The sequence below is a fragment of the Actinoplanes sp. NPDC021490 genome (assembly GCF_055562135.1).
The window spans coordinates 136,954-151,464 of sequence record NZ_JBVHFW010000010.1; the positions used below are offsets into that span (position 1 = coordinate 136,954).

Below are 14,511 nucleotides of genomic sequence, written 5' to 3' on the forward strand. Positions count from 1 at the left end.
TGTTACCGGGAGGTAACGCCCATGCTCCGGTGTCGTGCCGCAGTCGTTCTGGCCCTGCTCATCCCCTTCGCCGTGGCGCCTGCGCCGGCGTCGGCCGCACCGTCGGCCGCCGCACCGGCCTGCGCCGCGCCCGTGCCCAGCACGACTCAGCCCGGCTATCTCGTCGCCGATCCCGGCTGCAACCTCGACGGCACGCCGTTCGCCGCCCGGCCGGGCGCGCGGGTCCACGTCGGGGTCAGGGCCGGCGCGGCCTACCGCATCGAGGTTCCGGACGCGTGGAACGGCGGCCTGGTCGTCTACGCCCACGGCTACCGCGGCACCGGCACGACCGTCTACGTCGACGATCCGGCGCTGCGTGCGCACTACGTGGCCCGCGGCTACGCGTGGGCCGCCTCCAGCTATGCGACCAACGGCTACGACGTCGGCCAGGGCGTGCGCGACTCGCTCGCCCTCGTCGACGTCTTCCGCCGGGTCACCGGCGCCCCCGCCCGCTCGGTGATCATGTCGGGGGCGTCGATGGGCGGGCACGTCACCGCGGTCGCCATCGAGGAACAGCCGCGGACGTTCGCCGGCGCGATGCCGTACTGCGGCGTGCTCGGCGACACCGCGCTCTACGACTACTTCCTCGACGCGAACGTCACGGCGGCCGCGCTGACCGGCGTCAAGATCGAGTTCCCCCGTACGCCGGACGCCGGCTACCAGCAGCGCTGGCGCGAGCAGGTGAGCCGGATCGCCCCGGCGCTCGGTCTGCCGACGGCCACCACCCCGGCCGGGCGCACCTGGTCGGCGGTCCTCGAACGACGCACCGGCGGCGACCGGCCGGGGTTCGACAGCGCGTTCGCGTACTGGAACGCGGCCCCTTCGCTGCCCCCGCTGGCCGACCTGCCGTTCCTCTTCGGCCTGTATCCCGGCCTGCAGGGCGGCACCGCGGGCATCGCGTCCGGCAACGTCGCCGACAACTGGCACACGCTCTACCGCAGCAGCGACCGGCTGTGGCCCACCGCCGCGGAGTGGCGCCTCAACCGGGACGTGCTGCGGGTGCGCCGCACGGCGCCGGCCGACCCCGGCCTGTCCGGCGTTCCACGCGTCGACGGCAAGCCGCGGGTGCCGGTGCTGTCGCTGCACACCATCGGCGACCTGTTCGTGCCGTTCTCGATGGAGCAGGCGTACGCCACCCGGGCGGCCCGCCACGGCCGGTCCGGGCTGTTCGTGTCCCGGGCCATCCGCGGTGTCGGCCACTGCGACTTCACGCAGCCCGAACTGACCCAGGCCTTCGACGACCTGACGGGCTGGATGGCCACCGGAAAGCGCCCGGCCGGCGACGCCATCCTGAACCGCCGGGCGGTGGCCGACCCGGCGTTCGGCTGCCGCTTCACCCGGGGCGCCCACCGCGGTTTCGTCGCGCCGCCGTGCCCGGCTCCCTGAGGGACGGTCAGGCGGACCTCACGCCCCGGGCCGTGGGCCGGCTGCGGGCAGGTCGAGGCGGAAGACGGCGCCGGGCGCGTTGCCGACGTGGGTCAGGTCGCCGCCGTGGGCCCGGGCCAGGCCGCGCGCGATGGGCAGGCCCAGGCCGGCGCCGCCGGTGTGCCGGGAGCGGGAGGTGTCACCGCGGCCGAAGCGCTCGAAGATCAGGGCGCGCTCGTCCGGGAGCACCCCCGGCCCGGTGTCGCCCACTTCGAGCCGCACCCGCGATCCGTGGCGGCTGACGCGAACCGAGACCACGCCGCCCGGCGGGGTGGCGTAGCGGGCGTTGTCGAGCAGGTTCGTAATGATCTGGCCCAGCCGCACCGGGTCTCCGTCGACCGGCAGACCGGCCTCGCCTCCGACCTCGTACGTCAGGCCGGTCGACAACGATCGGGCCCGGTCCACCTCGGCCTCGGCCAGGGTCGGCAGATCGACCCGCTCGACCACCAGCGGCATGCCCTGGCCGAGCCGGGCCATGGTGAGCAGGTCGTCGACCAGGCGGGCGGCCCGGCGCGACTCCCGCACCATCGCCACCGCGATCCGTTCCCGCTGCTCACGGTCGGGGTTCTCGCGCAGCATCAGCTCGGCGTTGGCCTGCATGCCGGCCAGCGGGGTGCGGAGCTCGTGCGACGCGTCGCTGAGGAACGAGCGCATCCGGACCTCGGCCGCCTCCAGCTCGTCGAGCATGGCGTCGAAGGCGGCCGCCGTCCGGCCCAGCTCGGTGTCGGACCGCGGCACATCGAGCCGCTGCCCCCGGTCACCGGCCGCGATCTGCCGGGCGACCGCGGTCATGTCCTCCAGCGGCCGCAGCGCCGTACGCGAGATGCGGGCCGCCGCCAGCCCGGCCAGCAGCAGGGCCAGCAGGCCGCCGGCCACCTCGAGCACGATCAGCCGGTTGACCGCCTCGGTGATCTGGGTGGTGTCCAGGCTCAGCGTCAGGCTCTGGTTGCCGGGCAGCACTGAGCGCACGAAGATCACGCTGCCCGCCGACTCCACGGGCACGTCGGCGGTGCGGGCCGGGCCCGGTCGCTGCGGGCGCTCGCCTCGCGGGCGTCCCACCCCCTCCGGCGGCGGGTCCGAGGCGGCCGTGGCGCAGGCCGAGCCGTCGGCCGCGCACAGCCGGACCACCACGCCGTCGCCGCGCAGCCGGTCGGCCAGCCGCTGCCGGCTCAGCGTGCCCTGCAATTGCTCGGCCAGGGCCATCCGGTCGGTCAGCCGGGTGCGGGCATCGGCGTGCAGCCGGGCCGACAGCGCCACGTCGACCGCGGTGAACAGCCCGGCCAGAATCACCGACAGCAGGACGAGCACGCCGAGGGTGACCCGTCCCCGCAGCGACGCGGGCCGCAGCGATCTCACGGCCGCAACACGTACCCGAGGCCGCGGGCGGTGTGGATCAGGCGCGGCCCGTGCTGTTCGAGCTTGCGGCGCAGGGCGCTGACGTGCACCTCGACCAGGTTGGGGTCGTACTCGTCATACCCCCAGACCTGGGTCAGCAGCTGCGTCTTGGACAGGATCCGGCCGCGGTGCCCGGTCAGATAGGCCAGCAACTTGAACTCGGTGCCGGTCAAGTCGAGCGTCCGACCGGCCCGGGCGGCGATCCGGGCGTCCTCGTCGACGACCAGATCGCCGACCTGGACGGTGGACGGCACCCGGCCCAGCCGGCGCAGGATGGCCGCGACCCGGGCCAGCACCTCGACGGTGGCGAACGGCTTGACCACGTAGTCGTCGGCGCCGGCCTGGAAGCCGGTGAGCCGGTCGGCGACGGCGTCCCGGGCGGTCACCATCAGCACGGCGCAGTCGCTGCGGCCGCCCAGCGCGCGGGCCAGCTCGAACCCGTCCCGTCCGCCCGGCAGATGCACGTCGAGCAGGGCCAGGTCGGGCCGGAACGAGTCGACCACCTCCTCGAATCCGACACCGTCGGCACACGTACGGACCTCGTGGCCGGCGGCCCGCAACGCCGCCGTGAGCGGATCGCGGATCGCCTCCTCGTCCTCCACCACCAGCACCCGGGCGACCATCGCATCACTGTGACCCGGCCGGCTGTGTCCGGGCCGTCACGAAGCTGAAGAACCGCTGAAGAAGCCGGCCGCTTCAGCTCGCCTTCAGGACCGCGGGTCAGCGTGGTGACCAGGCGCCGCGACCACGGGCGGCGCCCCGACCAAGGAGAAGCTGACGTTGAAGCTGCCCCTGCCTGACTCCGCTACCCACGCCGGCCGGTTCAGCCGGGTCGCGATCGCCGTCGTCGCCGGTGGCGGGCTCGCCCTCGGCGTCGCCGGTCTGGCCCACGCCGATCCCGCACCGGCCCCGTCCACCTCCTCGCCGGAGGCTGCTCCCGCTCCGCGCGAACACCGGCCGCACCTGGGCGGAACCGTCAAGTCGATCGACGGCGGCCACCTCATGATCGTCGACCGCGACGGCTTCACCCGCCAGATCAACATCGCCACCGTCCCGGCGGACGTCAAGGTGGGCGTCCGGGTGCACGCCGAGGGCACGGTGAACGCCGACGGCGTGTCGCTCGACGCCACGTCGGTCACCCTGGCGCCGGACCGGCCCGAGGGCGGGCGCGGCCCCGGTGAGGGCTTCGGCCGGCACGGACATCCCGGCCGCGACGGCGCGCCGCCGCCCCCGGCCGGGGCGCCGTCGCCGACTACGACTTCCTGACGCGCCTCCCGGCGGCCGGTTTTCAGACCGCGGCCGTGCAGGTGTCCGGGTGGCTCAGCGTCTCGACGAGGCGGGTGGCGGCGGGAACCCGCTTGGCGTAGGCCTCGGGGTACGCCGAGATCTGGACGGCCTGGGCGGCCTCGGTCATCCGCATCTTCTGCCAGCCGTCGGTGCGGAGCAGCTTGTCGTAGAACTTGTGCGTCTGGTAGGCCGGATCGGACAGCTGCTCGGGCGTTCCCCAGCCCTGGCTGGGGCGCTGCTGGAACAGTCCGATGGAGTCGCGGTCGCCGCCCTTCAGGTTACGCAGGCTGGACTCCTGAAGTGCGGTGGCCACGGCGATCACCTGGCCCTCGTCCGGCACGCGTCGCTCGTTGCCGATGTCGATGATGACGCGCGCGTTGGCCAGCTGCTCGTCGCTCCAGCCGTCCCGGACCGGTGCGGTGGTGGTGGCGGTGCACCCGGCATCGGCCTTCAGCGCCGGACTGATGAGAAAGCCGGCCAGCACGGCGACGGCGACCACGAATAGCGCACGCAAGACGAGGAGGTACCTTCCGGGGGATTTCGGGGGGTCCGGCGAACGCTACAAGGTCCATAATCGCCGGACCATGCGCCGCCCGGTCGGCAAGATCGAACCGGTCGGCCGAGGCGCGGTGCGCAAGAAACCGGCTCAGTTCCCTCCACTCCGGGCCGAAAGGGGAGGAGAGGTCTTTGTCGGCGAGAGGTGCCACATGGGTGACGACGGTCAAGCGGGGTCCCGGGGCGGATGGTTCGCCGATCTGCGGGTCGGCGCGAAAATTCAGATCGGTATCGGGGTCGCCGCGCTGGCGGCGGTGCTGGTGGGAGTCACCGGGCTGCTCACGATCTCGGAGCTGAACAGCAAGAACGAGGCGCTCTACAGCGACAACGTCGCGCCGCTGACCTCGCTGGCCGCCATGTCGCGGCAGCTCCAGGCCATCCGGGCCCGCTATCTCGAGTACGGCGTGGCCTCGTCGGCGACCCGGGAGAAGCTCGACGACCAGATCGCCGAGCGTGACGGGCTGCTTCAAACGGCGCTGAACGAGTACCGGCCGGGCGCGGTCAATCCGGCGACCGTGGACGAGTTCGAACAGGCGTACCAGAACCTGACGGATACGGCCCGCAACACGCTCATCCCGCTGGCCGTCCGGCGCAACGTGGCCGGATTCGCCACGGCTTACCGCGAGACGTTCCTGCCGCAGATGACCGCGGCGGCCGACGCGGTCGAGGCCGAGAACGAGGCCCAGCTGGCGCAGGCGGCCGAGCGGGCGGCGAGCAGCCGGGACGCGGCGTCGTCCGGGCGGCGCACCCAGATCATCGTGCTGATCGCCGGGCTGCTGGCCGCGGGGTTGCTCGGGGCGTACGTGTCCCGGGCCATCGTCCGGCGGCTGGACAAGGTCAAGGCGTCGCTCACCGCCATGGCCGCCGGGGACCTGACCGCCAAGGTGGACGTGCGCGGCCGGGACGAGGTCGGTCAGATGGCCGGGAAACTCGCGATCGCTCAGCAGCAGACCCGCGACGTGGTCGCCTCGGTCGGCGCGGCGGCGACGAGCCTGTCCGCGGCGGCCGAGCAGACGTCGGCCATCGCCAATCAGATCAGCGAGGGCGCGGCGACCGCCTCGGAACAGGCGCGGCTCGTCTCGCAGGCGTCGCGGGAGGTGTCGACGAGCGTCACCACCGTGGCCGCCGGTTCGGAGGAGATGGGCTCGGCGATCGCCGAGATCGCGCGCAGCGCCAACAACGCGGCCGAGGTGGTCGGCAAGGCGGTGAGCATCGCCGCGTCGGCCAACCAGACCATCGCCACCCTGGGCGATTCCAGCCGGGAGATCGGGGACGTCATCCGGGTCATCACGGCGATCGCGGAGCAGACCAACCTGCTGGCGCTCAACGCCACGATCGAGGCGGCCCGCGCCGGCGAGACGGGCAAGGGGTTCGCGGTCGTGGCCGGCGAGGTCAAGGATCTGGCCCAGGAGACCGCGCGGGCCACCGAGAACATCGCCCGGCGGGTCGAGGCGATCCAGGGCGACAGCAACCAGTCGGTCGCGGCGATCGCGGAGATCAGCGAGATCATCGGTCACATCAGCGACTACACGACCACGATCGCCTCGGCGGTCGAGGAACAGAGCGCCACGACCGCCGAGATGAACCGCAACGTGGGCGAGGCGGCCGGCGCGACCGGCCAGATCAACCAGGGCATCACGAGCGTCGCCGAGAACGCCCGCACCACGGCCGAGTCGGTGGGTGACGCGCAACGGTCGGCGGCCGAGCTGGCCCGTATGTCCAGCGAGCTGCAGACCGCGGTGTCGCGCTTCGTGTACTGAGGAGTTGCTGCCGATTCAGTCATGCCAGGCGCGAATGGCCTTCGTGGCTTGCTCGGTGAAGGTGCCGACGAGTCCGGGGTCGCTGCTGCTGCGCTCGTACTCGCTGTCGTAGAGGATCGTCACGACCGTGCCGAACCGCATGACCACCACACGGTTGGTCTGCGTGCCGCCGGTCGGGTCGCCGGGCAGGTCGAGTTGCGGTTGCACCAGGTCGATGGTCAGTGCCTCGTCCGCGGTCCGGGGCAGGGGCTTGGTCCGCACCGTGACGGTGTTCCCGCCGTCGCGGTACGACCGGCAACCGGCCAGGCCCTCGCGCGCCCGATCCATGAACCCGGACGCGCCGTCGTCGTCGTCGTACGAGCGGATCGTCTGATAGAGGACGCCCTGGGGGACCGAGCCCTCCGGGGCGTCCGGGCTCTGATAGAGGTTCATCATGGCCGCGCTGGCCACCACGCCGGCGCCGGCCGCCAGCTCCCGGCCGCACAACTGCGGCACCGCGGTGGCCCCGTCGGCCTTCCGGCGTTCGCGTCGCATGTCCCCGGGCATCGGGAAGAACGCCGTAGCGGGAATCGTGCGCGCCGCCGGAGCCGCCGCGGTTGCTGAGCTGAGCGCCGGCGAAGGCGAACCTCCGACCGGCGCCGCCTGTTCCGTGCCGGCGCCGGCGGTCGTGCTGCAGCCGGCGGCGGCCGCGCTCAAAGTCACGAGCATCCAGGACAGGTGGCGTACCGATCGGCCGGTCATGTTCGTCTCCTTTGCGGTTCCGGTCAGCGCCAGACGGTGTAGCGGACCGTCTGCGGAGCCGGCTCGATGTAGTCCACCTGGTAGAGCACGCGGAACCGGGTTCCGGCGGGCACACCGGTGGCGAGGACCGTACGGGTGCGGGGTGTGGGCGAACAGGCCTGCACCGGCTCGGTGTAGGTGGGATCGCGTCCGTCGGCCGACAGCAAGGCCACCAGGAACGTCTGGCATCTGTCGGACGGCCGGGCTACGTCGCGGACGTTCGACACCGAGATCGTGGTGCAGGCCGCGTTGTTGTCGTTGATCGGCTTCGAGGCGATACGTCCGCCGGCGTAGAAGTCCGACTGCGGCTGGACCGGGGTGCATCGCGGGGTGCCGGCGGTGGCGGCGGACGGGACGGCGATGACGCCCGTCGCGGCGGCGGCAATGATGACACAGGCAAGTTTCTTCATGAGCCCACCGTCCTCTCGCGGTCACTGAACGTACGGGATCATGGGTCTTGCTGGCACGTTGCCGGGAGACAACGGAGGGCCGGACGCACGCAATGGACCCATACCGGCGGGTCCGGCCGACTTAGGTGACGTAGTGCCCGGCGGTCCACGACAGATGGGTCCGTGCGACGGCGGCGCTCCCTAATCTCGACCGCATGATTCGATTCGGGTACAAGGCGTCGGCCGAGCAGTTCGGTCCACGCGAGCTGCTGCGCCTCGGTCTGCTCGCGGAGGAGCTCGGCTTCGACTCGGTCTTCGTCAGTGATCATCTGCAGCCGTGGCGGCACGACGGCGGCCATGCTCCCGCGGCGCTGCCGTGGCTGGGCGCGATGGCCGCCCGCACCGAGCGCGTGATCCTGGGGACCAGCGTGCTCACCCCGTCGTTCCGCTATCACCCGGCGGTGATCGCGCAGGCGTTCGCGACGCTCGGCTGCCTCGCGCCCGGCCGCATCGTGCTCGGCGCCGGCTCGGGCGAGTCGCTCAACGAGGTGCCGCTCGGCATGCCGTGGCCGGACGGCCGGGAACGCTTCGCCCGCCTCAAGGAGTCGGTCGAGCTGATCCGGCGGCTGTGGACGGAGGAGCGCGTCACGTTCGAGGGCCGCTTCTACCGCACCGAGCACGCGACCATCTACGACCGTCCGGCCGAGCCCGTCCCGATCTACATGGGTGCGTCCGGGCCGTCGGCCACGAGGCTGGCCGGGCGGGTGGCCGACGGGTTCATCACCACGAGCGGCAAGGGCCGCGAGCTCTACACCGGCACGCTGCTGCCCGCGCTGGCCGAGGGCGCTTTCAAGGCCGGCCGTACGGTCGAAGACCTGGACCTGATGATCGAGGTGAAGGTGTCGTTCGACGAAGACCTGGCCCGGGCCCGCGAGGACACCCGCCTGTGGGGCGCCCTGGCCCTGTCGCCGGACGAGAAGACCGGCGTCGAGGACCCGATCGAGATGCAGCGGCGGGCCGACGCGCTCCCGATCGAGCGGACCGTCACCCGCTGGATCGTGTCCAGCGACCCCGCCGAGCACGCCGACCGCGTGGCCGAATACCTCGACCTGGGCTTCAAACACCTGGTCTTCCACGCACCCGGCCCCGACCAGGAACGATTCCTCAAGCTGTACGCCGACGAGGTCCTGCCCCGGTTGCGGGCGCGCGCGTGACCATCCGCCGGCTGGTGGGCAGCCTCTATGGCGTGACGGGCGTGGCCAACGCCGTGTGGGGCGCCACCGTGGCGGCCAACGACGCCCGCCTCGACCTGGGCCCCGGCCGGCTCGGCCTCATCCTGTTCGTGCTGGGCGGCGGCGCTCTCGTCATGATGCCGATCGCCGGTCGCCTGGCCGACCGCTATCCCGGACGCCGCCTCCTGCAGGTGGCCGCCCCCGCTTTCGCCCTGTCCCTGACCGGACCGGCGATCGCTTCCACGTACGCCGCCTTGATCGTGGCCGTGGCCGTGCTGAGCCTGACGATGGGCGCCCTCAACGTGGCGCTGACCTTGCAGGCCTCCGAGGTGGAGCGCCGGGAGGCCCGCCCGTTCATGGCGACGGCCCACGGAATCTGGGCGCTCGGCGCCGTGGCCGGGGGAGCGCTGACCGGTCTGGCCTTGAAGAGCGGAATGGACGTACGCCCGCTGATGGCGCTGGGCGGCATCACGCTGGCCGCAGTCTTCCTGCTGCTCGTCGCCCACGTGCCCAGCTCACCGGCGGCCTCCGGCCCCGAACCCGCCGGTGGCCCGCCGCCCCGGACAGGTCTGCTGCTCGCGCTGGGCCTGCTGGGCGCGGCGGCCTTCCTGACCGAGGGCGCCGCCGCCGATTGGGCCGGTGTCCACGCCCGCCGCGTGCTGGGCGCCGACCCCGCCACCGCTTCGCTGCTCTACACGTTCTTTTTCGCCGCGATGACGGTGGTCCGTCTCGTCGGTGACCGGGTGCGGTCGGCCCTGGGCCCGTCCCGGGCCATCCGCCTGGCCGGCGCGGTGGCAACGGCCGGCTACGTCCTGATCCTGCTGACCCCGCTGACCTCCGGCATCCCCCTGGCCGTGGCCGGCTGGTCCCTGGCCGGCGCGGGCATGGCCCTGGTGTGGCCGATCATCTCGAGCACCGTGGCCGCGGCCTCCCACGGCCGGGCCCGAACCCTGTCGACGTTGGCCACCGTCAGCTACGGCGGCGGCTTGCTGGGGCCGGCTTTGATCGGCACCCTGGCCACCGCGACGTCCCTGCCGGCGGCAATGCTGTTGCCCGCCTTGCTGGCGTTGCTGGTCGCTTTGGCCGCCCCGCCGGTTCTGGTCGCCCTGAGTGCCCGGTCCACCGGCTCCTCGGCCCGCCGGTCCCGGGCCGGACTCTGAGCTCACCCGTGCCCGGATCAGCTCGACTCGCCCACGCCCGGCCGGTGGGCTGCGAGGTTCACCCCGGGCCCGAACGGCCGTCGGTCTGGCGGCCTGATCATGGGTGCCCACGACCGGATGGCCATTGCCACCCTGATCGAGCGCAGCGCTCGCTACGTCGTCCTTATGCACCTGCCGCGAGGCCGCAATGCCGCACACTTCCGCGACCAGCTCATCACCGTGTAGCCGCCCCTCCGGCGGTGCGGTGACAGTCGCTGGCCCGAGATCACGGCGTCGAGTTGGGCCGGCATGCTGAGTTGACCGCTGCCCCCAGCACACCGATTTCATGCTGCGACGCAACCAGCCCATGGCGGCGCGGCTCGGACGAGAACATCAACGATTTGCTTCGCCCGTATCTCCCCAAGAGCAGCGACCTCAGCGTGCATACCGCCGACAACCTGACCGCCATGGCGGCCGAACTCAACGACCGTCCCAAAGGATCCTCGGCTGGGACCGCACCCTGTCCAGGGGTCCAGCCGACTGCTCGCTGAAGTCTCATGATCAGGCGCCCTCTTTTGCCGATGAGAGTGCACGGGCCTTCGCCTGACGATTCGATCATATCGAGCTATGTTGGAGCGCGGCATCGGTGACGCCGGCACGAGAATGTTCCGGCGCCATCCGCCTCTGCGTCGACCCGGCGTCAAAGTCCAAACCGGCACTCCCCGGCGGCGGGCCGGCCCCGATCGGGCAAGCCCCGCGCCGCTGGTCGGATCGATCGACTGCGTCGCGCCGCCGTCGGATCGTCTCGAATGAATCAGCGTCAGTCGTGCTGAAACTCATTGGCTCACGCTACTCCGAGCCATTCGGACATATCGAAGACTTCGGTGCAGTAGTCATCTCGGCCCGCCACGGTCTCGCACGGTAACCGTTCGCCGTCCCGGAGGAGAGACGCAAGCTCTTGAGGAAGGCTTCCGTAGTCGACCGGCTGCCGAGTCCGCGGGTGTAGAAGGGGAACATCAATGCCCCAAACAGTTTGACGGCCCGTGAGGCTCACGTACAGTCGCACTCTTTCGCCGGGGCGAAGCATGAAACCCATGCTTGCATACGTGTCCTCGAACCACGGGTAGCCACCCCCATGGATCAGAATGCTGAGCAGCCCGAAAAAGCTGTGATCGAGAGCCGTCTCGCGGTGCGGATCGAAGCCGGCGGCTGAGGCGTCGACGATTGCGTTGCCATGACTGTCCAGGACGCTATCGACACTCTCGGCAAAGTGACGAATGCTGTCCGAATCAAATCCTCTGATCCAGTCGATAGCCACACCGGCGGGGAGTGGGTCTCCGGAATGTGACGTCAAAGGGAAATTGAACGCCACGCCCTCGGAAATCATGAGTTCAGGGCTGACCGCAATTCGGGCGTGCGAATCGCTCGCGCGAACGACGCCCCGTAGCCGGGGACCCATACCTTTTTGTGTGGCCATGGGCGCCATCACCAACGGGGCTATGGACCTCAGTAGGAACCCGAAAGTGTGATCCTCAGCCTCTGCCACGTATTCACTCCCCATCCGGTGCATCCATCGATCTTTGCTACTTAAGCTTGTTCAGCCAGTCAGGGCACTTCGTCTTGCCTTTGCAGTAGGCGGTGATGATACCTACGTTCGCCCCGTCCGCCGGCTTCCACTTGCCGTCGTCAGTCCGGTTGGCTGCCTGGGCAGCCATGACGACAGTTTCCTTGATCTGGGCATTGTCAAGCTTCGTGGCGTAAGCCAGGTACTCGACGTGTGCACCCTGGTCGACGGCTGGTTTAGAAGCTGCGTTGATTGCCTTGAACGGCGCAAATGTGTAGAGGTTGTGCGGTTGTGAGTAGTGATTATATCCCAGGACGGAATTCCCGAGACGCAACGGGATGTAGGTGCCTCGCTTGTCTTTATAGCTCGACAAAATGATGTCCCAACGCGCGTCGCCACCGCCAGGCGGGTCTTGAGGTACCGGCTGCTCGATGGCAGAGGCTTCGCCGATCGCATCGAGGACACTCTGTGGAGCGGACTTCTTAAATTTCTTCTCGTACAAACTGGCGTACTGCTCCGGCGACAGGAAGGCGACACCGTCGGCCGAGTCGGTTGCGCTCGCGGGAATCTCTGCAACGGCGGGAGAAGCGCCGACGGCGAGCGGCAGGACGACGGCGACCGCAACAGCGGCCATTCCGTGCAGTCTACGCCGGGGTGTTGCGTAGTGAGACTGACCCACAGTTGTTACTCCATCCAGGCATGTAAATCTGACGATTGCCGAGTGTAGGTCAGTTGATCTTGTTTGTCGATCCTTGGCTTTCCGGTCGGAATGCGAGACCGGCTGCCGGTCGTGACGTGACGCAGTGCAAGCCGGTTTCTGCGTGTCGCGGCCCCTGCCCGAGGTGTGGGAGACGAGCCTCCGGGCCGCCTCCCCGGCGGTTCGGAGGTCGCCGGCAATGCTTCCGGTCGAGCACACCTACGCATCCAATGTGTCCGATGTGGATATAGCGCCAGTTTGTTCTTACGGTTACGGTCGCTTCGCTGTCGCGCATAAGGCTCGGCCGGCCGACTCGCGTGGAGGCGAAACCGGGCGGCGGCACCCTCCTGGCTCTGGAGTTCGACTTTCTGACCGGGCTCGACCGTCGGTCCAGAGGCCAACAATCCGGCCAGGCGGGCATGCCAACGCGGTGGAGTGGCGCCTGCGAACATCCGCTTCTGCCGCGAGTCGAGCGCTAGCCTCTGCACGATGGCGGACAGCCTGGTGCGCACGCTGCTGAGAAGCGATGTTTTCAGTTCGTGTCGCTGTCAGAATGTCTATGTGGATCGCGACGACATGGCGGCAGCTGGAGAGCGTGGCAGGCCTACGGCTCAAGCGCTCCCTGCTCTGGCGGCGTGGTTGCTCACGGAGGACGCCTACGAGCGCGGCGGCGTACCCGATGAGGTCCTGACCTACATGCAGGACCACATCGACGACCTTCTGGGGCAGCACGCGACCTCAACGGCAGCCGACTTCCTGCGCCGGCACGTCGCGACCGGTGGCGATCTCGCCAGACTCGCTCATGACCGTTCCGCACTAATCGAGCTGCTCACGCTCATCGAGGGGCGCCGGCGCCAGGATCCAGAGCTGGAGTGGCGAGCGGATCGACCCCTCTGAACCATCGCGACCAGGACGGCGTAGCTGGTCTTATGCGTGATACGCGAACAGCATCCTGAATAGCCACGACCGAACCGGACCCAAGCCGCGAGACGCACTCCAGGCCGCGATCCGCGCGGACCGAGCGATTCGGTCGGTGGAGTCTGCTCGCTGACCCATCAACGGTGCCTCTCGGGCGGCCGCCCGGGTCGGGAATCCGACGCAACGAGCCGTGCCCCGGCCTCGGCTGAAGGTGCCACTCGTGTCCGCCTGCCGAGTGGTCGTCGCGGCCGGCGGAGCACCCCTGCTCCGTGGTGTAAGCCGCATGGATGATCGTTTCGGTACTCCGATGGGGCACATCGTCCTTCAAGCCCTTGCAACGCTCGGTGACGTGCGCGCACGATGTCCGGCGTGGCGGTGGGCGACGGTTCTGAAGATCTCCAGGTTCTGGCGAGACACAAGATTGTCCGTACCAGGGTCGCCGCTGCAGCGCATACAGACACACCGGCCGAGTTGCTGGCCGCGATGGCCGCCGATACCTCACCGAGGGTCCGCCGAATCGTCGCTGGGCGGGCCCGCACCCCGCCAACTGCGCTTCGACTGCTCGTCGCTGACCCGGACGCCGCCACCCGTGAAGCCTTGGCCGCTAACACCAGTACGCCAACCGAGGTCCTGAGCAAGCTTGGCGGCGACAACAACTTCGCGGTCCGCTACGCCGCTATGACAAACCCCGTCGCCGTCAACGACCTGAGCGTGTTGAAGGCGTTGTGTGCCTCGCCGCACCGCGACGTCCGGCTCATCCTGGCTCAACAGCCGCGTCTACCGACCGAGGTCGTCAGGCTGCTCGTCCAAGACCCAGTCGGGCAGGTTCGCGAATACCTGGCCGAGCGCACCGACGACTCCGCCGCACTGGAGATCTTGGTCAACGACCCGAAGCCCCGTGTCAGGGCCGGGGCAGCCCAGAACCGGCTCACCACCGCCGCGCAGCGCGGGCGACTCGTTCGAGATCCGTCGGCGCCAGTGCGAGTGTCTCTCGTGCATGCCATGGCCACTCTCGGCTGGGATATCCCCGAGCAGGACCTGCTCACGCTCGCCCGTGACCGATCAGTCAACGTCCGCTACTGGCTCGCCGGCCTACCCGGCTCCACCCGAGCCGTATACGAGGTCCTCGCCCAAGATTCGGACGACCAGATCGCCACGAACGCCCGCCAATGGCTCACGAACCCCAGCAATCCCGCGCACTTAGGAGATACGTCCGGCCTGGCCCTTGGCAGCTTCTCCAACCCCACTCAGCTGGGCCGCCCTGGACGAGGAATAGATCTCCGGCTCTGGAACCAGTACATGAATCGGTAGTACGGCACGCGATGCGCGTC

Annotated in this window: 14 protein-coding genes; 7 read left to right on the top strand and 7 right to left on the bottom strand. The window is 70.0% G+C overall.

Translation table 11 applies throughout. From position 1 onward, the window contains the following. Positions 1-21 precede the first annotated feature (21 nt). Positions 22-1,425: an alpha/beta hydrolase family protein gene (locus tag ACZ3I4_RS25600; RefSeq protein ID WP_465384544.1), complete on the top strand. Its 1,404-nt coding sequence runs from the start codon at positions 22-24 to the stop codon at positions 1,423-1,425. Positions 1,426-1,443: 18 nt separating this feature from the next. Here ACZ3I4_RS25600 and ACZ3I4_RS25605 read toward each other — a convergent pair whose 3' ends face one another. Then, entirely contained in the window at positions 1,444-2,820 is a 1,377-nt protein-coding gene (locus ACZ3I4_RS25605; protein ID WP_465384545.1) for a sensor histidine kinase, read from the bottom strand. After that, complete coding sequence (locus ACZ3I4_RS25610; protein WP_465384546.1) at positions 2,817-3,482, bottom strand: response regulator transcription factor; 666 nt, start codon at positions 3,480-3,482, stop codon at positions 2,817-2,819. Before ACZ3I4_RS25610 ends, ACZ3I4_RS25605 begins: the two co-directional genes overlap by 4 nt. 157 nt (positions 3,483-3,639) lie before the next feature. Here ACZ3I4_RS25610 and ACZ3I4_RS25615 point away from each other — a divergent pair, with 157 nt between their 5' ends. Further along, positions 3,640-4,125, top strand: coding sequence for a hypothetical protein (locus tag ACZ3I4_RS25615; RefSeq protein ID WP_465384547.1), 486 nt, complete (start codon positions 3,640-3,642; stop codon positions 4,123-4,125). 22 nt (positions 4,126-4,147) lie between these two features. On the opposite strand, the gene ACZ3I4_RS25620 is transcribed toward ACZ3I4_RS25615, so the two are convergent. Continuing rightward, a complete protein-coding gene (locus tag ACZ3I4_RS25620) occupies positions 4,148-4,660 on the bottom strand; it encodes a peptidase M23 (RefSeq protein ID WP_465384548.1) in 513 nt (170 codons plus the stop codon). Positions 4,661-4,853: 193 nt separating this feature from the next. Between ACZ3I4_RS25620 and ACZ3I4_RS25625 the strand changes: the two genes are divergently transcribed. After that, entirely contained in the window at positions 4,854-6,461 is a 1,608-nt protein-coding gene (locus tag ACZ3I4_RS25625; RefSeq protein ID WP_465384549.1) for a methyl-accepting chemotaxis protein, read from the top strand. Positions 6,462-6,476: 15 nt separating this feature from the next. Here ACZ3I4_RS25625 and ACZ3I4_RS25630 read toward each other — a convergent pair whose 3' ends face one another. Together ACZ3I4_RS25630 and ACZ3I4_RS25635 are read right to left on the bottom strand one after the other, a co-directional pair. After that, positions 6,477-7,202 carry a hypothetical protein gene (locus tag ACZ3I4_RS25630; protein ID WP_465384550.1) on the bottom strand — a complete coding sequence of 242 codons (726 nt, stop codon included), beginning with the start codon at positions 7,200-7,202 and terminating at the stop codon, positions 6,477-6,479. A gap of 23 nt (positions 7,203-7,225) precedes the next feature. After that, a complete protein-coding gene (locus tag ACZ3I4_RS25635; RefSeq protein ID WP_465384551.1) occupies positions 7,226-7,651 on the bottom strand; it encodes a hypothetical protein in 426 nt (141 codons plus the stop codon). A gap of 194 nt (positions 7,652-7,845) precedes the next feature. Between ACZ3I4_RS25635 and fgd the strand changes: the two genes are divergently transcribed. Beyond that, complete coding sequence (fgd, locus tag ACZ3I4_RS25640; protein ID WP_465384552.1) at positions 7,846-8,844, top strand: glucose-6-phosphate dehydrogenase (coenzyme-F420); 999 nt, start codon at positions 7,846-7,848, stop codon at positions 8,842-8,844. After that, positions 8,841-10,022 (top strand): MFS transporter, encoded by a 1,182-nt coding sequence (locus tag ACZ3I4_RS25645; protein ID WP_465384553.1) that lies wholly within the window; start codon positions 8,841-8,843, stop codon positions 10,020-10,022. The genes fgd and ACZ3I4_RS25645 overlap by 4 nt, the downstream gene beginning before the upstream one ends. 823 nt (positions 10,023-10,845) lie before the next feature. Here ACZ3I4_RS25645 and ACZ3I4_RS25650 read toward each other — a convergent pair. Together ACZ3I4_RS25650 and ACZ3I4_RS25655 are read right to left on the bottom strand one after the other, a co-directional pair. Further along, complete coding sequence (locus ACZ3I4_RS25650) at positions 10,846-11,388, bottom strand: hypothetical protein (RefSeq protein WP_465384554.1); 543 nt, start codon at positions 11,386-11,388, stop codon at positions 10,846-10,848. 196 nt (positions 11,389-11,584) lie between these two features. Beyond that, complete coding sequence (locus tag ACZ3I4_RS25655; RefSeq protein ID WP_465384555.1) at positions 11,585-12,199, bottom strand: hypothetical protein; 615 nt, start codon at positions 12,197-12,199, stop codon at positions 11,585-11,587. Between the two features lie 552 nt (positions 12,200-12,751). Here ACZ3I4_RS25655 and ACZ3I4_RS25660 point away from each other — a divergent pair. Beyond that, a complete protein-coding gene (locus tag ACZ3I4_RS25660; RefSeq protein ID WP_465384556.1) occupies positions 12,752-13,159 on the top strand; it encodes a hypothetical protein in 408 nt (135 codons plus the stop codon). 390 nt (positions 13,160-13,549) lie between these two features. After that, the gene (locus ACZ3I4_RS25665; protein ID WP_465384557.1) at positions 13,550-14,491 is read left to right on the top strand and encodes a hypothetical protein; all 942 of its coding nucleotides are present in this window, start codon (positions 13,550-13,552) and stop codon (positions 14,489-14,491) included. The last annotated feature ends 20 nt before the right edge of the window (positions 14,492-14,511 follow it).